The following is a 22,010-nucleotide window of genomic DNA, read 5'->3' on the forward strand; positions in this document are numbered from 1 at the left end:
TTTTTCCATCGTGATTTCCTCTCTTTGTCTGTGTTTTTTGTAAAACGAAACTTCTCATTCCACTCTGCTTCATACACCGGAACGCAGGCCTTTCGCTTTTCTGTATTCATCTTTCTACATTATAATATATATGACACTTTTTCAAAAGGGGGAAAAACTATTTTCCCTGGCGTTCCAGAACCTGATCAATCGCATAGGCCACGCCAAACTCATTGTTGCTCTTTGTGATATATTTTGCTGCCCTTTTGATCTCCGAAACTGCGTTTTCCATTGCAACGGTTGCTCCGAAATCCATGGAGATCATGGAATAATCATTAAGGCTGTCACCAAGGACCATCACCTCATCCATGGTATATCCCAGAGACTCGATATATTCTTTCAGCACCGGGCCTTTCTGCGCCTCCACTGCTGTGATCTCCTGATTATATATAAAGGAAGAAGCCACTGCAACGGCTGGATTTTCTTTCAGCTCATCACTGAGTTTCTCCAGCTGCTCCACATCTGCCGCAAAAATGAAAATCTTATATACCGGAGCACCGCTGCTCTCCAGAGAACGGATGTCGGAAATCCCTTTCGTGTTTCCAGCGATCCTGCGGTACTGGGGTGATTTCCGGACAATTTCCTCGCTGGTATCTATGTCCATATTGAAAAGACGGATCTGCTGAATGATTCCAGCTTCAATTTCTTTCTTTGTTCCAATACGGTAATCGTAACGGTCTGTAAAAAATGCCACCGATACCGGGTATTTTTTTGCCGTCTTGTAAACCTCCTCACACAGCTCGATAGAAATCGGTGTACTCTTTACAACCTCCTGCTGCGGATTGCGTACTTCCGCACCGCTGCTCACCACATAATCACAGGTCAGATCAGTTCCCTTCAGTTCCTCCATGGCGCCGGGAAAATTCCGACCGGTGGCAACCATAAAACGGATTCCTGCATCGCAGGCACGCCTGATCGCTGCAAGGGTTTCCGGTGCAATCCTGTGGTCATCACCAAGAAGTGTGCCGTCCATATCACTTGCAATTACTTTTATCATAAAAAATTTCTCCTTTTATCTGTAAAAATTCCACTCAATCATCCTGATCCATATCATCCATAGCAAATATGTTCTTTTTTCGGAGAAATTATATCTTATATTATTGCAAAATACAATGATTTTTGCAGCAGGCATATTCCTTTCTGATTTCAGAAATACATGGTATAATAAATCTTCAGTTAAGCCAGTCAATCAAAAAGCAGGAGAATATTATGTCAACTTATTTTTTTCATTCCAAAAGAAGCCACTCACATTCCCGTTTCTTCTATTTAATATTGTGCACAGTTCTTGTCTGTCCAATGCTTCTTTTCACAGGCTGTGGAAATATCACTGATACAGATAGCTTCAACAACGAAAATGAGCCCATCAGTATCAGCAGCATCAAATTGAATACAGCCGTACAGATTACCATTTACGATTCCCGAGATAAAGCTCTCCTGGATGACTGTCTGGCACTGTGCGATAAATATGAGCTGATCTTCAGCCGGACAAACGAGAACAGCGAGCTTTATAAATTAAATCACCGCAAAGATACATCTGATGAAGATTCCAATGCCGTTGGGCAAACTACTCCATATCCGGTCAGCGGCACAGCAGGCACCTGGCATATATCCGAAGACCTTGCCTCTCTGCTTTCCGAAGGGCTCGATATCACCAGGGAATCCGACGGTGCCTTTGACATCGCTATTGCGCCTTTGACCTCTCTCTGGGATTTCACAGCAGAAGACCCGAAGGCTCCGGATGATGCAGATATTCAGAAAGCTCTCCCTCTGTGCAGCTCTGATGGCGTAACCATTAACTGTCAGGATATCACTCTTCCCTCTGATGATATCCAGTTCGATGTCGGTGCCATTGCCAAGGGCTATATCGCAGATCGTCTGAAGGATTTTCTGGTAAAAAAAGGCGTAAACAGTGCTATCATCAACCTTGGCGGCAATGTCCTCTGCATCGGCTCAAAGCCCGATGGTACCCCTTTCAAAGTAGGCATCCAGAAACCCTTTGCAGACCGCAACGAAACTGAAGCTGTTATGGATATCACCGGAAAATCCGTTGTATCCTCCGGAATTTACGAACGATGCTTTAAGCAGGACGGAAAATTATACCATCATATCCTGAATCCCAAAACCGGCTATCCTTATGATAACGGTCTGATCTCTGTGACGATCATCTCCGACCAGTCTGTGGACGGAGACGCCTTAAGCACCACCTGCTTCGCACTCGGTCTGGAGGGCGGCCTGAAATTTGCGGAGAAAAAAGGAGTGCAGGCCGTTTTTATCACAGAAGATTATGAACTGCATTATACGGACGGATTCCGGGATGAAATCAGGGTTACTGATGTGGAATCCTGAAATATTCAATTATTTATCATATCCGGCCAGGAAAGGATCTCTGCGGAGATCTTTTCCTCATAATCTCCGTCAATATCCTCACTCCTTCCGGCCGCATAGATATTCGTCTCGGCTCCCCAGCCGTTATCCTCATATTCCCATACATGGAACTTCAGTCCACGGAACATGAAATCCAGGCTTCCGCAGCCGTCCTCCTCTGTGTATTCGAATTTAATGTTTTTTTTATTCAGGGCATCCTGTACTTTCTGTAAACGCATACTCCACGATCCTTTCCGGAAAAATCCTTCTCGTATTTTCTGGCGGACATCCTAATCCGCCAGTCTGTATTCCAGTATACCACGAAGCGTTTTTTTCCACAAGAAAAGGGCGTGGGGCAAGTTATTTTTATTGTGCAAAATCATGAAATATGATAGAATTAGCTCCGTGACTTTAACGTATTACTTGAAAGAAACTCAGCGACAGTTACGGGTGGAGCAAATCGGTAAGCCCTGCTGCCATGAAGTAATTTTTCTGCCGGATAATACCGGTATGTCAGACTCCTTAAAATTACCGACTGCCAGAGCATGTTTGAAAAAGCTTTCTGTAAGGCAGGAATGATTTTTCAAACACCCTCTGATCTATACATATTTACATGAGGTGAATTATGAAAGAAAGAGAGAAACTCGGATCCCGTCTGGGATTCATCCTGATTTCCGCAGGCTGTGCCATCGGAATCGGAAATGTCTGGAAGTTTCCTTACATGGCCGGACAGGGCGGTGGCGGTGCATTTGTACTGTTTTACCTGATCTTCCTGGCTCTTCTTGGACTTCCTGTTATGACTATGGAGTTTTCAGTTGGACGCGCCAGCCAGAAAAGCCCTGTCAAAGCTTACTACGCTCTGGAGAAACCAGGGCAGAAATGGCACATCCACGGATATGTCACTCTGATCGGATGTTATCTCCTGATGATGTTTTACACCACTGTTACAGGCTGGATGCTGAATTATTTCTATATGACAGCCATCGGTAAATTCCAGGGACTTGATTCCGACGGTATTGCAGGACAGTTTACCAACATGCTTGGCCAGCCCGTTACTATGGGATTCTGGATGATCGTTGTTGTTATTGCAGGTGTTTTTGTCTGCTCCCGCGGTCTTCAGAACGGCCTTGAAAAAGTTACCAAGGTTATGATGATCTCTCTTCTGGTGATCATGGTTGTTCTTGCCATCAACAGTTTTACCATGGATGGTGCCAAAGAAGGACTGAAATTCTACCTGATCCCGGATTTCGAGCGTATGAAAGAGATCGGTATTATTTCTACCATTACCGGTGCTATGAACCAGGCATTCTTCACTCTCAGCCTCGGTATCGGTGCTATGGCAATCTTTGGAAGCTACATCGGAAAAGATCACGCACTGCTTGGGGAATCCGTGAACATTGCTATCCTGGATACATTCGTTGCGATCACCTCCGGACTTATTATTTTCCCGGCATGTTTCACATTCAATGTTGACCAGACCTCCGGACCGAGCCTGATTTTTATCACACTGCCGAATATTTTCAACCACATTCCGCTTGGAAGACTCTGGGGAAGCCTGTTCTTCATCTTTATGTCATTTGCAGCATTCTCCACCATCCTGGCTGTATTTGAAAATATTATTTCCTGTGGAATGGAGCTTACCGGCTGGAGCCGCAAAAAATCCAGTCTTATCAATGCAGTTGCTATCATCCTTCTTTCCCTGCCATGCGTTCTCGGTTACAACGTATGGAGCTGGAGTGGATTCGAGATATTCGGAGGTGCAGTTCTCGACTTCGAGGATTTCCTGGTAAGCAACCTTCTGCTTCCGCTTGGTTCTCTTGTGTACCTGCTTTTCTGCGTTTCCAAACGCGGCTGGGGCTGGAAGAACTTCACAGAAGAAGCCAACACCGGAAAAGGTCTGAAGATTCAGAAATGGATGCATGGATATATCACTTATATCCTGCCACTGATCATTCTGTTTATTTTCTTCTTTGGTCTATACGATAAGTTTTTTGCATAAAATAAAGCTTTAAATAAAATACCCCTGACGGATAGCGTATATGATTTACACACGCGGTTTTCCATCGGGGGTGTTTTTGTTGAGTCAGGCGGGTATTCGCAGTCAGCATTCGATTAAGAAGTTTACCGGCCCAGCAGCTCCAGCACTTCCTCCCTGCTGATCAGTGCCTGTCCGATTCCCTCTCCGCTTAAGATCTCGTCAGCCAGTTCCCGTTTCATTTCCTGCAGGGCGCGGATGCGTTCTTCTATGGTGTCCTTCATAAAAAGCCGGTAAACACTGACAATGTTCTGCTGTCCGATGCGGTGGGCACGGTCTGTAGCCTGATTCTGCACAGCAAGATTCCACCAGGGATCATAATGGATCACGATATCTGCCGCAGTAAGGTTCAGTCCTGTCCCTCCCGCTTTCAGGGAAATACAGAAAACAGAGGTATCATCCTCATTAAAAGCCTTCACAAGCTGTGCACGTTTTTCCTTGGAGGTAGCTCCCGTCAGCATGTAAAAAGAAATCTTCGCTTTTTTCAGACGGGCTGCCAGCTCATCCAGCATTGTTGTAAACTGGGAAAACAACAGGATCTTATGTCCGCCGTTCACAGCATTCTGCACCAGCTCCATACACATATCCAGCTTGGAGGAATTTCCCTTATAATTTTCATATACAAGCCCCGGATAACAGCAGAGCTGACGAAGCCTTGTGATCTCCGAAAGGATCTGCAGCTTTGAAGTCTTAAATTCCGCATCTGTCTGCATGCTCAGCATCAGGCGAAGTCTCTCTGTGTGCGCCTCATAAAGCTCCTTCTGCTCACTCTCCAACGGAGAAAACATATCTTTTTCCAGCTTATCCGGAAGATCTTTCAGAACATCTTTTTTCAGTCTCCGGAGCACAAACGGGCGGATCATCTTCTGCAGCCGCTCCATAGCTTCAGAATTACCATACTGCACAGCCGGAAGCTCGATCTCCTTGCGGAACTTCTCATAAGAATAAAGAAAACCGGGCATCAGAAAGTCAAAAATACTCCACAGCTCACTGAGCCGGTTCTCCACCGGAGTTCCGGTCAGTGCCAGCCGGAACTCCGAGCGGATTTCCTTCACTGCCTTCGCAGCCTGGGTTCCGTGATTTTTGATATACTGTGCCTCATCAATGATCTCCACTGCAAAATCCAGCTTCTGATAAGCCTTCAGATCACGCTTCAGAAGGTCATATGAGGTGATCAGAACTTCCCGTTCTCCCGCATTTTTGATCATGGCTTTTCTTTCCCGCACATCTCCTGTAACAGCTGTGGCAGGAAGTCCCGGTGCAAAGCGCTCGATCTCGCTCATCCAGTTAAATACCAGGGAAGCCGGCGTTACCACCAGCGCACGTCTGTTTTCTCCCGGGGCCGATTCCTGAAATTCCGACCAGAGAAACGCGATCACCTGGATCGTTTTTCCAAGACCCATATCATCTGCAAGGATTCCGCCGAACTGATTATGTTTCAGGGTTTTTATCCAGTAAAAGCCCTCTTTCTGATAACCCCGGAGGATTTTTTCCTGCTGAGGCGGAACCTGAAATTTATGTTCTTCCATTGTCTGCATATTTCGGATCAGCGCCTGAAAGGCATTGTCCTTTTCCACCTTTATCAGATCGCCGCCCTTCAGCTGACTGTTCAGATACATGGCTCGATAGGCCGGTACCTGTGTTCTTCCCTTTTTCAGCTCTTTACCGTTGATCTGAAGATCGTCCTTCAGCTCAGAAAGTTCCCGCAGCTGCCCATCGGAAATATCCAGAAAACTTCCGTCCTTCAGGCGGAAATATTTTTTCCTGCGGTCATATCTGGAAAGAATGTCAAAAAGCTGTGCCTGATCCATGCCTTCCACATCTATATCCAGATTCAGAAGTCCGGCTGACAGAGATATTCCCAGCCGGATATTCGGCATTTTTGTTACACGCATCTGTTTGATCGCCTGGGAAATGTAGACGGTCCCCAGCTTCTGCATTGCCGGAATCCCTTCGGTAAGAAGCCGGTAAAGCTTTTCTTCAGGCTCCTGATGTTCCGAAACGCCAGCTTCTCCAACCTGCAGAGCTTCAACTTTTTCCGCACGGCAATCCAGTGCCAGTTCCATTCTCTGCTCATCGTATCCGTTAAAATATTTCGACAGCATCGCAAACACACCTAATTCTCCCGGGATATCCCTGGTCTGCGCGGACACGCTTCGGTCAAAAATCGAAAATTTATCTTCTCCATAGCTCACAAATGCCTTACAGGTGATCCAGTCCCGTTCCGGAGCATCCAGATAGATCTCGTACTTTGCATTGTAGCATTCAAGCTCTGTATCTTCCGAAAAGCCCTCCAGTTCGCAGTGGAAGAATCTTTTCAGGGAAGGCAGAAGTTCCCGCACAAAAGACGGCACATCCGGTTCGTCAATAAATGCCCGGCCCGCCGGAAGCCGTTCTAGGCATCTGGTAAACTCTTCTACAGCCCCAAGCTCCTGTCTGGAAACCAGATATACCTTTGCATCATCAAAATACATATGATAACGCACACCTGTTACACTGTAGATCGGCGTGATCTCCAGGGAAAGACCTTTTTTCTCTTTCCGGATCACAAGGGTTCTGTCAGGAATCTCCCTTACAGAATGCCAGGTGGTTTCCGGATCATTGTTCATTTTTAATTTAAAACTGCTCTTATCAAGTATAAGAAGCAGCTCTTCCAGCTCTCTTGTATCAACGGAAAGCTCCCTTACCTTCACTTCCGTGCTTATATGCTGCAGCTGTTCATAACGCTCCATATATGTACCATAATGGTTCTCTACCCATTCCATGATAAACGAAAGCACCTCTCTGGACTCCTCGGCAAAAGCTTCCGGAGAATGAATAAATTCAAGGTTTTTTCCATAGGAAAATTTCTCATTGTGTTTTACGTTCCAGACGAACGCCAGAACATCCTTTACGATATATTTCTTCTCGCAGCCAACACGGAATTCAATCACAAAACAGTTTCCGACCGCTTTAAATTTCAGGCAGGTCTCAATCTCCACCCGTCCGAAATACGGATCCCCGGAAAACGGCAGCATACGATCATAAAGCTGACGGTTAAGAAGACTTTTTAATTCTATTGTTGTCTTTGTCGCGATGTTTCCCGTTCCTGATATTCCAGGCAGCAAAGCGGCTTCGCCCGCCTGTTCCTCCTGTTTTCTTGCCTCCACGCGTTCGTAAGCCTTACGGTCCCCGTACTCCATAAGTACCGCCACACAATGCTTGCAGATCCCGGAATAGCTGCGAAAAGCAGGGCAGTCGCAGTATACCTCTTTCAGCCGGTCTGCCTCTGCATCATACTGAAAGCCTGTATTGTATACATTTCGACCGCTTCCCTTCACAGTTGCAGAAACCTTATCTACAGCTCCTTCTGTCTTAATATCCAGGGACTGAATTCTTTTTCCGGTCCTGTAAATATCAAGCCCTCTCTGATATGAAGTTGTATTGCAAAGTGCCCGGATGGCAGTACGTTTAAGCATTTCTCTTTCCTTTCTGGCAGGCTCAGTAATTTACGAAACTGCCATGTCCTTTCCATTTCTTCCATTATAAAAGGAGACCTGCCATATGGCAAGTCTCCCTGTTTCGCTATTCCTAATATTCAAATTTTCAAATACTTCTCAGATTTTCCACTCATTCTGCCATTCAATGTAAGGGACATCTCCTTCAAAGCGAATGGGCAGCCATACATATCTGGCTATAGAAGTATCATCTTTTCCGTAATCTGTTTCTTCATCTTTTTCTTTTTTATCAGCTATTCCGGAAAATTCCTCTTTAAAACTCTGTTCAACCTTTCTGTATGCCTCTCCAGTATAAAAACCATCTCCCTCCGTTTCCGGAAGGTTAGGAAGCCACCTGTCTGCCATTGCAATGTACAGGTCTTCCTTTTCCGGATGTTTAAATATACAGGAAATCTGAGAATTAAAGGATGTCATACTTCTATCATTTCTGTGAGGATCTCCCAATACTTTCCATGGTCCATGCCATTCTTCCGCCATTGCAGCTTCCGAAGGATTCGGATGATATCCCGTTGTACCTGATGTGATAAGATATTTCTTTCCGTTTCTCTCAAAATACGCTGGTGCTTCTCTTACATAAGGAGGCTGTCCATTTTTAAAATGTTCGGAATATATTTCACTAACTCCTGTATATGTTTCATCTAACTCTGCACAAATCAGTTCACTGTGTACTTTCTCAAAAAAATAATATGCCTTTCCACTCTGATCATCTACTGCCAGGTCAAAATCACCTGAGCTCATATCATATGGACGGTATCCTTTTTTTACCATGGTATACGGTCCCAGAATATGATCTGCGGTAAGAACCGTCATATCCTGTGTTCCATCTTTTTCCATAATTTTTAACCAGCAGACATATTTTAAAGTTTTTTTGTTATATAAAATATGTGGCCGATCCATACATTTTGATGGATATAAAGGAGACTCCGGATCATCTGTCACCGGCTTAATAATGATTCCTTCATCTTTCCAATTATAAAGATCTACAGAACTGTAACACCTCACTCCCCAATGCCATATATCATTATCGGGTTTTGTTTTCTCTTTATTTTCTCCATACCAGTAGAATATCCCATCTATGTATATGACAGAACCTCCATGTGCCTGTATCGGTTTTCCATTTGTATCTTTCCATTCTTTTCCTGGTCTGAATGAGTCATATTTCATTTTTTTCATTGCTCCTTTTTTTATATTGGGACGGAGAGATTCCTGTAACATTCTTAAATATCCTGCTGAAATAATAAGGATTATCATAACCCGCCATAGCCGCTGTTTCTTTTATGCTGAGGACAGGATCTGAATCAAACAGCAATTTCGCCTTATAAATTCTTTTTTTGATGATATAGTCATTGGGACTTTCTCCAAAGTATCGTTTAAAGCTTGTACATAAATATGAATAGCTGAAATTAAATTTATCTGCGATCTCCATGATAGAGAGTTTTTCTATATAATGATAATCTATATACTCTTTAACACTTTCCATTGTATGCACAGATACCTGTGACAACGGATTTTCATCCTGTTCATCGATGACAGATTCAAAAAAATTCACCAGATTCTTCTCCAGCTCATCATAATCCTGAGATACTGTCACCGTCAGATCAATCATACTGCTCTCAAAATGTTTTCGAAGTTGCTGCTCCACAGTAAAAAGCCATCCTCGTAAAAGTTCCGTAAGTTCTTCCTGCGTCCAATGCTCTTCCTGACATTCCCTAAGCCGTTTTTTTATAAAGAAACCAATATCCTGATATTTTTTGTCTTTTATCATTCTTTCAAAATATCCGTAATCGCTAATCCGTCCTTCTGATGCTTTCTTTTTTAATCTTTCTTCACTATATTTTTGTGCTTCAATATATCTGCCTTCTGAAAATATCAGTTTTTTTCTCAAAACAATTCCTGCTTCAAGCATTTTTTCACGAAACTGTTCCGCTGTTCTAATTCCACTGTTATAAACACCTGTAACATTTACCACTAATTTATCCTGCACCGCCTGATAAATTTCTCTACCTAAATGATCTCCTGTTATTTTATCGGCTTCGATAACGACGATTCGTTCATTATCATATTTTCCATCCAGAATCCAGTATTTTTTATTCTGAGCGTCTAAAATCTGTATGATCTCCTTATTGTAACTGCTATCGTCATTGATTTTAAATTGGATATTCCGATAGGAAATATAGGTGCCAAAGCACAGATATAGTACACAAATTTCTGTTTTTTCGTCAAAAAAACAGTCTTCCATTTCTATTTTGCCACCATGAATTACGGCTTGAAGATATGCTTCCTGTTTTTCGTGAATATCCTCCTGCAATTCTGCTTTCATTTTTTGCAAAATCTTCTGAAGAACCAAAGGATTGATAGGCTTTACCAGATAATCTTCTACTCCCAGCGTAATAGCTTTTTTGGCATATTCAAATTCTTTATATCCGCTGATCAGCACGATTTTTGCAGAAATACCCTTTTCCCGCAGCTTTCCAACAAATTCAAGACCATCGAAAATCGGCATACGGATATCTGTAAAAATAACATCCGGGTTCAATGCTTCAGCTTTTTTCAAAGCGCTTTTCCCATCTGACACTGTATCAATAACACTATATTCCCCATCCATCATCTCAATACTTTTTTAAGACTTCTCAATAATAATGGCTCATCATCTGCAATTAATACTTTTATCATCTTGTTACCTCTATTTTTATCTCTGTTCCGTTTTCTTTACTTTTTACTGTAAAACATACTTTCCTGCCGTATTCCTGTTTCAATCTCATGTAAATGTTCAATATGGCCATATTTTCTGTTCTCAACTCTGTATAAGCTTTGCTTTCCTCAAAAATAAAGTCCACATTATCTATTGCCGTCTGAATTTCCAACAGACGTTCATCACTTATTCCACATCCGTTATCTTTCAGAGTAAATATCCAACCATTTTCCGACACAGCGCAATTCACCTGAATTTTATACGGAGGCAGAGTATTTGAAAATCCATGGGCAAATGAATTTTCGGCAAGTGGTTGGAATGTAAGCTTAGGAATGAAGTCTACATTTGTTTTTCCTTCAACCTCTATTCTGTATTCAAGATTATCTTCATATCTCCACTTCATACATTTCAGATAGTTCTCCAGATTTTCCAGCTCCGTCTGAATATCTATATGCTTTCCTGTGTCACTTCCTGCATATCGAAGCAATTCGCTTAGCTCTACGCACATCATCTGAGTCCGGAAGCTTCCATCTTCCATACCTGCCGCACTTATGGCTGCAAGGGAATTATATAGAAAATGAGGATTAATCTGTGCCTGCAATACCTCAATCTTAAGCTCCAGTTCCTTTTCCCGCATTGCTCCCATAAGTTCCGCTGATTCACGGATATGCTTCACCATCTTTGTAAACGCTCTTTGGAGAAGATCGATTTCATCAATTTCTGTTTTTAGATCTGAAAAATCCAATGCTTCTCCCGTATCGCTGTTCTCTACCGTTTTTCTTAATGTAACAATAGGATTCATTATTCTTTTTGTTGCAAAAAATACTGCCAGGATCATAAAAATCAGCATCCCGCCACCAAAGATCAGTATCCATCGTACTGACCGAAAGATTGGTCCGAAAAAGTCTTTATTACGCTGAAACACGATCACTTTCCATGGAGCATTTGACAACTGATGCTGCATCCCTATTCCGGAAATTTCCTTGCTGGAAACAATCACATCACACTGCTGTGAACCGAATGTCTCTGTAACCCGTTTCATTTCCCTGGTCTTTTTTGTATCTTCATAAGGATATACAATGTTCCCATCCTCATCTACAACATAAAGCTGCATATTATTTCTGTCATAATTCTGGCTACAAATTTCTTCTATCTTCTCATAACTCTGCTGCACTTCTATTACTCCTACATCTTCCTGACTGTAAAAGCTAAGATTCATTTTTCTGAGAAGAGAAACTGTAACCCTGTCCTTTTTTTCCGAAATGGAGAACGGATCCTCATGAGTAGGAAGAATTTTATAATATCCATCCCAGTTTTCGTACAATCCCTGATTCCATATACGATTTACTTCTTCCACGCCAGGAATCTCCAGAAGACCTATAAACATATCCGGATAAATGATAGATAAATTTGCAACCACTTTACGTGGGGAATTAAAACTCCACAGTGCTTCCTGAACATTATTTCGGGCATCCGGATTCTGTTCGAAATAATTGACTCCTTTTTTTCTGTTTTCCGTAGCATCAAAAAGCTCTTTCTGGATCTTTTTATTTCCAAATATCTGACAGCTGATCATATCCATCATATCAATCTCGCGTTCCAGTGCCTGTGCCGTACGAGTACTGATATCCTTGAATTCATTCTGTGCCAACTTCCTGTTATCTGCATATAATCTCACGTAATAGGTTCCTGCAACCAGAAAAATTGACACGCTGCACAACAGTGCAAATACAATAAATATTCTTTTTGAATACGACAGCCTATCTGATATTTTTTTCATACTTTTCTTATCCTTTAACAGCTCCTGCAGTCATTCCTGCCATAATATGTTTCTGGGCAAAGATGTAAACAACTGCAATAGGCAGTATCGTGATTACAATATCCGCGAAGATAAGATTCCACTCCTGTCCATGTGCACCATAAAAACTGTTGATAGTAAGAGGAAGTGCCCATTTATCTCCACTGAGAAGGAATAACGGTAACTGTGCATCATTCCATACTCCCATAAAATTAAAAATAAAAAGTGTTGCCGTTGTGGTTCTCAAAAGTGGAAATATGATTTTTCGATAAAGATACCAGCAGCTGCTTCCGTCAATCATAGCAGCTTCATCCAGTTCTCTCGGGATTCCCTTTACTGCAGCTGTATACAGAAAAATTGCCAGCGGAAGTCCGTAAGTCGCATGAACACATACATATCCGAAATGTGTATTCATCAATCCAAGTATATCCAGTACAAGATATGTAGGAATGTATGCGATCGGCACTACCAGTCCAAGAAGAAAAACATAATACAGATTACTAATGATCTTATTTCTTGATCTTGCGATTACAAATGCCGCAAGTGATCCTACTACAAGTACAATAAAGGTTGAACTTCCCGCCTGTATAAGACCGTTGAAAAAGGCCCGGACAATTCCACCGCCTTCAAAAATCTGAATGTAGTTATCTAACGTAAACGTCTTTGGCAGGCCAAGTCCCATCAGATTCGCTTCTTTTTTTTCTTTAAATGAATTAACAACAACCATCCATATCGGCATTATATAGATCAAACTGAATATGATCCCAACTGCATACCGTAAAAATGTTTTTCCCTTCTTCATTTAATATTCTACCTCTCTTTTCCTCAGAATTGCAAGCAGTGTCATACTAAGCGCCACGATCAGTACCGTTGTAAAGAGTCCTACTGCGGCAGAGTAACCAAGGAATCCGTTTCCAAAGCTCTTAAACAGGAAAGTTCCAAGTACATGTGTGCTGTCGGCAGGTCCTCCGTTTGTCGTAGAATAAACCTGTGCAAACACCTTAAATCCTGATATGATATTAAAAACAAGACTTATTGTAATAGAACTGATCAGCAACGGAAGGGTAACATATCTGAGTTGTTGCCATTTATCTGCTCCATCAATCTTTGCAGCCTCATAATAATCTGTCGGAATCGCTTGAAGTCCGGAAATCATTACACACATTGTAAATCCAGTTCCCTGCCATATATCCATCAGGCAGATAGAATTCATAGAATATCTTGCATCAAAAAGCCAGTCACGGGTAAGGCTGTCCAGCCCGATTGCCCGGAGTCCTTCATTGATAATTCCATTTGTAGGATTGTAAATAGAAACAAAAATAATGGCAACGACCATAACACTGATTGTCATAGGTAAAAATACAACTGCTCTGAGCAATGTATTAAATTTGCTGGTTTTCTTTACGATCAGTGCCATCAGAAATCCGAATATATTCTTTATAAGAACTGTTACGATTGCAAAATAAAAAGTATTTTTTATAGCAATAGCAAAAGTTTTCTCGCTGAACAGTCTCCGGAAATTTTCCAGTCCATTAAATTTAATATTATTAAAATCATACAAAGACCAGTCTGTAAATCCCAATATAAATGAGGCGAGATTGGGTACTACAAAAAATATGATAAATAATATCGCAGCTGGTGTAATAAACCATTTGGAATAAAAATCCCGCGTGTTCTTTTTCTTCATAATTCCTCCTATAATCTGTTACAGCAGCCGTTTTTCCGGCTGCTGTAACTGATACCCATAAATCAATAAACTTTTAGAAACCTTCTGCATTTCTCGCTTTTGCTTCTTCCGCATATGCGTTATACCAGTCATCCAGAGTATCCTGCACTGATTTTCCTGCAATCAGTCCCTGGATTCTGTCTGAAAAGTTTCCGTAAAATCCGTTAAGAACAGCCTTTCCATCTACCAGGGTGCTCTGATAATCGGAATAGAGATTATTGTCTGTAGCATAGCTCAAAAGTTCATCTCCTAATGAGCCCTGCTCCAGATCAAAGCCAAGATCTTTATATGGTGAGATTCCCGGAAGCAGTTCATAATATTTCTGAAGAACATCTTTGCTGAGCAATGTATTTACAAATTCTTTTGCAAGATCTGCATTAGGATTATCTGCCGGAACAGAAAGGAAGTTTCCTGCCTGGCCTACTGTAACTACCTGATCACTTTCATCGTCCCAGATAGGAATCCACATCATACCCAGTTTCTGCTCGTACTCATCTCTGGAATAGTCGTTAAGTTTGGAAAATCCTGCATAAAAAGCTGCCTGACCTTCCATAAGTGCCTTTTCTGCCATTGTATTTGTTGCGGACATGTAATCCTGATTCAGATATCCATCATTTCTCAGTTCTTCAAGATTTGACATCAGTTTGACCAGTTTCTCATTGTCACTTGGTTTTGCCTTGTTCTGTGACATGTCAATCGCAAACTGCGGGTCATCAAACAGTGTTGGCTGAATTGTTGCCAGAAGCCAGATCTGAGCTGTCCAGTTCTCTTTGTTTGACATATAGACCGGAGTCACTCCGCTGGCCTGGATTTTGTCACATGCTGCTTTGAACTCTGCAAAATTATTGATTGGAAGCTCTACACCTGCATTTTTAAGTACTTCCTTGTTATAGAGAAGTCCAAAAGCAGATGCAGAGGAAAATGGTGCTTTCAGTACATTATCGTTACTGTCTACAGTCATTGGGTAAGACTGCTCCGAAATATGATCTTTCCAGTCACCATCCAGTACTGCAAGTTTATCTGCCGGCAATGTTGCAATACCGATGTTATGCATGATCACATCACTGGCATTTCCTGTTGCAAGCTTTGTATTCAACACGCTCATCATCTGATCGTCCGGATAAACATCATAGTCTATCTCGATTCCCATTTTGTCTGCTGCCATTTTCATAACCGTTTCCACAGCGTTATTTCCGCTGTCTGAATTGCTCATCATGATTGTCAGTTTTTTCGAATCACCTGCCGTTTTACTTGCTGTTTCATCTTTTGCTCCTGAGTTCGAGCTTCCACAGCCTGTAGCCGCCAGAGCAACCATACAGCCAGTCAGAACCAGTGACAAAACCCTCTTTTTCATTTTGTTTCCTCCGTTTTCCTTTTTTATTTATAAAGAGTATATCATTCTGTCACTTTTAAAAAAATGCACATATTTTTGAATGGGATACACAATCTTTTGTTGTTATCTTCTGTCGTCACTCTTTATTGTATTGATAAGTAAGTCTTCCATTATAAAAGAAGACCTGCCATATGGCAAGTCTCCCTGTTTCGCTGTTACTATATTAATTTTTCTCAGCAGGCCTTCCTTCTTGCTTCATCCTCTTTCCTCTCTTCTCCGACCTCTGTCATCAGATACGGATCAAGAACCTCTTCCAGCTCTTTCTCCGTCATGAATCCCTGCTCCATAACAAGCTCTCTGACGGATTTTCCTGTTTTTACAGCTGTTTTTGCAATGGCTGCAGATGCCTTATATCCGATATACGGGCAAAGTGCTGTTGCGATTCCCGCACTGCTTTCCATCAGATCTTTGCAGTGTTTGCGGTTTGCGGTGATTCCTGTGATACAGTTTACGATCAGGGTATCCACTGCCTTTTCCAGAGTTGTGATGGATTCAAACAGGTTACAGAATACAACCGGCTCAAAAGCATTCAGCTCCAGCTGACCTGCTTCTGCTGCCATGGTAATGGTGGTGTCATGTCCTACGATATGGAAAGCAACCTGACTTACCACCTCCGGAATAACCGGATTTACCTTACCAGGCATGATAGAAGAGCCATTCTGCTTCGCCGGAAGATTGATCTCACCAAATCCGGTTTTCGGACCGGAGGACATCAGGCGAAGATCGTTGCACATCTTGGAAAGATCCACCGCACAGGTTTTTATCACGCTGGATACAGCAACAAAGCCATCCAGATTTTCTGTTGCGTCAAAAAGATCTTCTGCCTGTTTCAGCGGATAGCCTGTAAGCTTTTCAAGATTTGGCACAATTTTATAAAAATAAGAATCAGAAACATTGATAGCAGTTCCCACTGCAGTTCCTCCAAGGTTTACGGTGTACATTTCCCTGTGAGCTTTTTCGATACGTTTCCGGTCTCTGGAAACCATGGACGCATAGCCATGGAACACCTGTCCAAGGCGGATCGGAACCGCATCCTGAAGCTGTGTACGTCCCATAGTGATCACATCATCAAATTCCTCTGCTTTTTTTGCAAGCTCAATTTCAAGTCTTACCAGCACTCTTTCCAGAGGTACAAGAAGATCCAGAACGGTAAGCTTACCGGCCGTTGGGATCACATCATTGGTGGACTGCGCCATGTTTACATGATCATTTGGGTGAACCATTTTATAGCTTCCCTTTGGACATCCGAGGAGCTCACCGGCTCTGTTTGCGATCACCTCATTCATGTTCATGTTTGCACTGGTTCCGGCACCACCCTGAATGGCATCCACGATAAATTCCTCTGCCAATTTTCCTGCGATTACTTCATCACAGGCTTTGATGATAGCATCTGCTTTTTCCTTCGGAAGAAGTTCTGCATTATTATTTGTGATGGCTGCTGCTTTTTTGACCTGTGCCAGGTTTTTGATAAATACCGGATGAAGTTTTGTTCCTGTGATCGGAAAGTTTTGTTTCGCTCTTAATGCCTGTACTCCGTAATATGCCTCTGCAGGCACTTCCATAGTTCCGATTGAATCTGCTTCCAGTCTTGTTTCTGTTGTCATTTTGTCATCCCTCTTCTTTCCTCTGATCCTGTGCACATCTGATTTGCTCCGCCCTCCGATCTTATTTTTGCAGTCCGACGGATATTTACTGTTTACAAATCATTTTGTTATTTTCATTTTTATCAGCAGCTGTTTTTCTGATGCCTAAGAAACTAACACTTTCTTTGTGGCTTGTAAATACTTTTAAGGGAAAACCATGATTATCCGTGTTTTCCAATAGTTTAAATTAATTTTTTTAAGAATTTTATTTGTTTTTCTTATTTTTATTAAGTCGTTTCTTGTGTTGTGATAACATACGCAGTATAATCAATACAGAAAAACCATTGAAAGGAGCCAGTCCGCATGGAACACAAGCTTGACAATATTGACCGAAAGATCATCGAAATGCTTCAGAAAAACGCCCGCATCCCGGTAAAGGAAATCGCAAAGGAAGTTTTCCTCTCCTCCCCAGCTGTCTCCGCCAGGATCGAACACCTCGAAAAAACCGGGCTGATCACAGGCTACCACGCCCAGATCAACCCGGTTTTTCTCGGTTATCATATAAAAGCATTTATTAACCTGGAAGTAGAACCCTACCAGAAAAAAGACTTCTACCCCTTCATCCAGTCCATCCCCAACGTCATCGAATGCAACTGCGTCACCGGTGATTACGCCATGCTCATCGAAGTAGCCTTCCGTTCCACCATGGAACTGGACCACTTCATCAACGAACTCCAGCAGTTCGGCCGCACCAAAACACAAATCGTATTCTCCACCAGCGTAGAACACAGAGATCTTCCGGTGGAGTAATCCCCACCGGCATTTTTTATAAACCATATTCCCTGTACAATTCTTTACACACATCCTCACTGTCAGCTATCTTCTGTATCTCATCCACACGACCATCCGAGATCAGACAATTGATCAGAGCCCGTATTCTTGCTTCTCCCTCTGCTTTTCCTTCCGCTTTTCCACGGGCTTTCCCACGGGCTTCTCCAATAGCCATACCTTCCTCCCGAAGCCGCTCTGACTCCAGCTGCAAAACCTTTCCACCCATAACTTCACCCACTCCTTTCCTGACTTTTTCTTCTTTTCGAAAAATATAATCCGATATTCTTACGATCAATTTATTAAGATCTGTATACATACCTGCTCTTCCAGTAATTGAAAATTCTCTCTCAAGTTTTATCCTTATATCTTCATATTCCATCAACAATCCCTGTAACTTCTCCGAATCTTTAGCTAATGTGTCTGCTACATTTTCATACCTCATCACGTAAAATGGAAGCAACAGCAACAGATTCTTCTCGAAAATACTATCCTTCGTATAAAGTTCCATCTTCACTGTCGGAACCCGGTACACACACACCTGTCCATCCGGAAACAATACCTCCACTTCCTCAACATCCGGCGTATTCTTCGTAGATCTCAAGTATATCACACAAGATTTCGGGAACTCTACATAAAACTTCCTTCCAATCCTCTGTCTGTTCTCCAAGGCAATTGCAAGATCATATTCAAACATCCTGATCGCCATCATAGTATCATCAGAACTCTGACACTCAATATGATACACCTTATCCCCGATCAGAAGTCGGGCATCCGTGATCAGTTCACCATCCTCAAGCTGATGCTCATTCCTAAGGTGCATGATCTTCACATCTTCCGGATATGATGTATGAAACACCTCATTGATCAGCGGAACGATCAGATACGTCATCTTTTCCACCATCGTCCGGAAAACATCATCAAATATAGTATTGTTAGTCATTAACACTCCTACTGATATATATAGATTATACCACACAAATAAAACATGAAAACACCCTAAACCGGCCTTTCATAAATTTCACAGGTTACTGTTCACTCCGTTCTCAGTAACACGCTTCGCGATGCACAGAATTTATGCTGATTGCATAAATTCGCGCGGTATGCCTCGGGTTTTCTGTGACCTTCGCTCACAAAAAACACCTCGCGGGATATTACCAGTGAACAGCAACTTTCACAGTACCAAAAATGGAAAATGCTTCAGAACTCGAAGCTCCAAGAACGTCCATACAGACAAAAGATCTTATAAGATATAACAACCATACCACATGCTATAATAAAAATCACTCAAATTTCATCCAAAAATCTCAACAACATTCGACAGCGAAGTGCCTCACATCTCATTCCCGGCAGACCACTCAAACCAACATTCACGCCCAAACTTCCGAGCAGCCACCTTCCCCTGCCGTCTTGAAAAACCAGCCCGTGAGGCGTCCGTATTTCAACAAAAAAAGAACAGCAATGAACCTCAAATCCACCACTGTTCTCCACTCATTTTCTAAGTCACTTTCTAAATCACTTTCCCATCAAAGCAACAATTCTTTCCTTCAGCTCCTGCGCATTCTTCTTCGGATCCTCTGCCTTCATGATCGCAGAAACAACCGCCATACCACTCATGCCTGCACCCTCAAGCACATCCATATTCCCGGCATTCAATCCCCCGATCGCAACCGCCGGAATCGGAACCGCCTCACAGATATCCTTCAATGTAGAAACCTTGGTAAGGATCGTCACAACCTTGGTAGTAGTAGGATAAATCGCCCCTACACCAAGATAATCCGCTCCATCCTCATAAGCCTTCACAGCAGCCTCCACCGTCTTGGCAGTAGCCCCCACGATCTTATCCGGTCCCATCAGCTTCCTTGCCACAGCAACCGGAATATCAGAAGCTCCAACATGCACACCAGCCGCATCACAGGCCAGCGCCACATCCACACGATCATCAATGATCAGCGGCACATTGTAACGATCTGTGATCTCCTTCACCTTAAAAGCCTTATCCAGATACTCCCGTCCACCCTTATTCTTCTCGCGAAGCTGGACCAGAGTCACGCCACCCTTACAAGCCTCCTCAACTGTACGGAGCAAGGACTCCTCCGTATGATAAGAACTATCCGTCACCAGATACAACGTTACATCCAAATCTTTTCTATCCATCCTAATCCCCTCTTTTTCAGTACATTTCAATCTTCAACAGATCCAGCAGCTGCCGATCCGAAAGTCCATAAATCTCATCCAGCAGATTTACCTGAAAACTTCCCGGACCGCGGGAAATCTTCTCCGCTTCCTCACCAGCGATACCCATAAGTGCAGTACCAAGAACTGCCGCAGCCAGATAATTCCCGGATCTCTCATTTAATCCTATCTCACCGCCAGACCAGACACCTGCCTCTATACTATCCGTCATCTCTTTTGCAATATTATCTTCGCGCCCCGGCAAAAATGCCGCAGTCAGTGCACCAACCATACAACCGGTTCCTGTGATCCCGGACAGCGCCGCACTGCCATTTTGCACCAGAACAACCCGTTCACCATCCGTAACAAAATCCTGTTTCCCGGTTGCCAGCACGATCGCCTGATTATTTCTGGAAAAAGCCTTAAGCACCTCACTGACTCCATCGATATTTTCCTCAGTCAGGGCATCCTCGACACCCGCATCGATCCCGATCGCATGGGACGGCAGCCCGGAAACAGCCAAAAGCTCTGACATATTTCCCTTCAATACCGCCGGATGGCCGATGCTTAAAAGCTCCCTCGCCAGATCCAGCCTGAGATCACTGCATGCAACCCCTACCAGATCCAGAAGAACCGGGATCTTTTTTTCCATCGCAGTTCTCATAGAACGCTTCATTGACTCGATCCTGGCATCGGTAATATTCCCGAGATTCAGCATCAGCGCACCAGCCGATGCCGTAATATCTGCCACCTCTGCCGGATGCTCCGCCATGATCGGCCTTGCACCCACTGCAAGGATCACGTTGGCACAATCATGGATCGAGATCGGATTGGTGATGCAATGGATCAGCGGCTTTTCTTCTTTAATTAGCTTTCGCAGTTGTAAAATTCTTTGTCTCATATGTTTTTGAACCCAAAGCTGCCTGGAATTTCACCAAAAGACCTGCTTTACTCAGAGCCTTCAGGAAAATATAGGCAACACATCCTCCCATTGTGGTTGCTGCAAGGAACATCGGCGTATAATAAAATGCTGTCAGTCCGCCTCTTCCCATCAGGAATGCCATCACCGGATAAGAAACCATAGACCCGATGATACCCGTTCCAAAGATCTCACCGATCACCGCGCAGATGATCTTACCTTTGGAAAGTCTGTAGAACACACCTGAAAGAAACGCGCCAAATACTGCACCTGTCAGTGCAAGTGGCGGGATTCCCATAAACATCATACGGATCACGCCGATCATGGTCGCGCAGAGAAGTGAGTACCACGGTCCCATCAGAACCGAGCATACGATATTGACAAGATGCGCCGTGGGGCACATTCCCTCAATCCTCAGAATCGGTGAAATAACGACACCGATCGCAACCATCATTGCCAGCATTACCATACGAAGCGTGTGCATCCTTTGTTTTTCCATTGTGTTTTCCTCCCTGAAATATCAGGCAGATCCCTGTCAGATCCCGGGCAAAAACTTCCCGTCTGCTGCAGTCTGCCCTTAGATTTTGGCGGTCGAAGTTCCCTTACTTCCTCTCACTCCGAAAACACGGATTCCCATCGCTTACATGATCCTTCCGAAAAAATCCTCCGGAATATCACTCCCCTGCCAGACATTAAGGCGCTCCCCTTCCTGCCCGCTCTCCGCAGAAGCTCCACATGCAATCTCTGTCACCTTCATATCCGCAACACATTACCGGATCATCCCAGTTCCATTTCTGCATCAAAAAAGAGCGCATCCTCTGGCAAAAATCCACGGAGACACGCTCTTATATCACAATCCCTCCGTTGGCATTACCCAAATCAGGTACGGTCGAAGATCTATCTTCCTCTCAGCCTGTCACACAAGCTCCCGCTGGCTCTTTTTTTTCTGTTTTTCAATATA

At 43.2% G+C, this 22,010-nt stretch carries 17 protein-coding genes and 1 riboswitch; of the genes, 3 read left to right on the top strand and 14 right to left on the bottom strand.

Annotated elements, in window-relative coordinates; translation table 11 throughout:
• Positions 1–157: 157 nt before the first annotated feature.
• On the bottom strand, positions 158–1,036 hold the full coding sequence (locus AC04Q4_RS10825) for a Cof-type HAD-IIB family hydrolase (protein ID WP_178775485.1): 879 nt from the start codon (positions 1,034–1,036) through the stop codon (positions 158–160).
• A gap of 212 nt (positions 1,037–1,248) precedes the next feature.
• Here AC04Q4_RS10825 and AC04Q4_RS10830 point away from each other — a divergent pair, with 212 nt between their 5' ends.
• Positions 1,249–2,385, top strand: a complete 1,137-nt coding sequence (locus AC04Q4_RS10830) for an FAD:protein FMN transferase (RefSeq protein ID WP_476388956.1) — start codon at positions 1,249–1,251, stop codon at positions 2,383–2,385.
• A gap of 5 nt (positions 2,386–2,390) precedes the next feature.
• Here the strand turns inward: AC04Q4_RS10830 and AC04Q4_RS10835 are convergent, their stop codons facing one another.
• Complete coding sequence (locus tag AC04Q4_RS10835) at positions 2,391–2,642, bottom strand: hypothetical protein (protein WP_044961921.1); 252 nt, start codon at positions 2,640–2,642, stop codon at positions 2,391–2,393.
• A 386-nt stretch (positions 2,643–3,028) separates the two neighbouring features.
• On the opposite strand from AC04Q4_RS10835, the gene AC04Q4_RS10840 reads away from it, so the two are divergent.
• Positions 3,029–4,402, top strand: a complete 1,374-nt coding sequence (locus tag AC04Q4_RS10840; RefSeq protein WP_476388957.1) for a sodium-dependent transporter — start codon at positions 3,029–3,031, stop codon at positions 4,400–4,402.
• 122 nt (positions 4,403–4,524) lie between these two features.
• On the opposite strand, the gene AC04Q4_RS10845 is transcribed toward AC04Q4_RS10840, so the two are convergent.
• The 8 genes from AC04Q4_RS10845 to AC04Q4_RS10880 all read right to left on the bottom strand — a co-directional run bounded on the left by AC04Q4_RS10845 (position 4,525) and on the right by AC04Q4_RS10880 (position 17,148).
• Positions 4,525–7,896 (bottom strand): SNF2-related protein, encoded by a 3,372-nt coding sequence (locus AC04Q4_RS10845; protein ID WP_476388958.1) that lies wholly within the window; start codon positions 7,894–7,896, stop codon positions 4,525–4,527.
• A 138-nt stretch (positions 7,897–8,034) separates the two neighbouring features.
• Positions 8,035–9,186: a family 43 glycosylhydrolase gene (locus AC04Q4_RS10850; RefSeq protein WP_476388959.1), complete on the bottom strand. Its 1,152-nt coding sequence runs from the start codon at positions 9,184–9,186 to the stop codon at positions 8,035–8,037.
• The gene (locus AC04Q4_RS10855) at positions 9,089–10,543 is read right to left on the bottom strand and encodes an AraC family transcriptional regulator (RefSeq protein WP_476388960.1); all 1,455 of its coding nucleotides are present in this window, start codon (positions 10,541–10,543) and stop codon (positions 9,089–9,091) included. Before AC04Q4_RS10855 ends, AC04Q4_RS10850 begins: the two co-directional genes overlap by 98 nt.
• A gap of 61 nt (positions 10,544–10,604) precedes the next feature.
• Positions 10,605–12,407, bottom strand: a complete 1,803-nt coding sequence (locus AC04Q4_RS10860; RefSeq protein ID WP_476388961.1) for a histidine kinase — start codon at positions 12,405–12,407, stop codon at positions 10,605–10,607.
• Between the two features lie 7 nt (positions 12,408–12,414).
• Positions 12,415–13,227: a carbohydrate ABC transporter permease gene (locus AC04Q4_RS10865; RefSeq protein ID WP_119239492.1), complete on the bottom strand. Its 813-nt coding sequence runs from the start codon at positions 13,225–13,227 to the stop codon at positions 12,415–12,417.
• The gene (locus tag AC04Q4_RS10870; RefSeq protein WP_178643285.1) at positions 13,228–14,112 is read right to left on the bottom strand and encodes an ABC transporter permease subunit; all 885 of its coding nucleotides are present in this window, start codon (positions 14,110–14,112) and stop codon (positions 13,228–13,230) included.
• A gap of 73 nt (positions 14,113–14,185) precedes the next feature.
• On the bottom strand, positions 14,186–15,505 hold the full coding sequence (locus AC04Q4_RS10875; protein ID WP_178775472.1) for an extracellular solute-binding protein: 1,320 nt from the start codon (positions 15,503–15,505) through the stop codon (positions 14,186–14,188).
• Positions 15,506–15,717: 212 nt separating this feature from the next.
• Complete coding sequence (locus AC04Q4_RS10880; RefSeq protein WP_476388962.1) at positions 15,718–17,148, bottom strand: aspartate ammonia-lyase; 1,431 nt, start codon at positions 17,146–17,148, stop codon at positions 15,718–15,720.
• A gap of 342 nt (positions 17,149–17,490) precedes the next feature.
• Between AC04Q4_RS10880 and AC04Q4_RS10885 the strand changes: the two genes are divergently transcribed.
• Positions 17,491–17,937 (top strand): Lrp/AsnC family transcriptional regulator, encoded by a 447-nt coding sequence (locus AC04Q4_RS10885; RefSeq protein WP_173738344.1) that lies wholly within the window; start codon positions 17,491–17,493, stop codon positions 17,935–17,937.
• Between the two features lie 16 nt (positions 17,938–17,953).
• On the opposite strand, the gene AC04Q4_RS10890 is transcribed toward AC04Q4_RS10885, so the two are convergent.
• The 4 genes from AC04Q4_RS10890 to thiW form a co-directional block, all read right to left on the bottom strand.
• Complete coding sequence (locus AC04Q4_RS10890; protein WP_178775468.1) at positions 17,954–18,898, bottom strand: hypothetical protein; 945 nt, start codon at positions 18,896–18,898, stop codon at positions 17,954–17,956.
• 572 nt (positions 18,899–19,470) lie between these two features.
• A complete protein-coding gene (gene thiE / locus AC04Q4_RS10895; RefSeq protein ID WP_173756093.1) occupies positions 19,471–20,112 on the bottom strand; it encodes a thiamine phosphate synthase in 642 nt (213 codons plus the stop codon).
• A 16-nt stretch (positions 20,113–20,128) separates the two neighbouring features.
• Entirely contained in the window at positions 20,129–21,031 is a 903-nt protein-coding gene (gene thiM, locus AC04Q4_RS10900) for a hydroxyethylthiazole kinase (protein WP_173738341.1), read from the bottom strand.
• Complete coding sequence (gene thiW, locus AC04Q4_RS10905) at positions 20,994–21,548, bottom strand: energy coupling factor transporter S component ThiW (protein WP_015526323.1); 555 nt, start codon at positions 21,546–21,548, stop codon at positions 20,994–20,996. The genes thiM and thiW overlap by 38 nt, the downstream gene beginning before the upstream one ends.
• A 340-nt stretch (positions 21,549–21,888) precedes the next feature.
• A riboswitch (TPP riboswitch) is annotated at positions 21,889–21,991 on the bottom strand.
• Positions 21,992–22,010: the final 19 nt, after the last annotated feature.

The organism is Blautia sp. HA8986 (assembly GCF_056504635.1).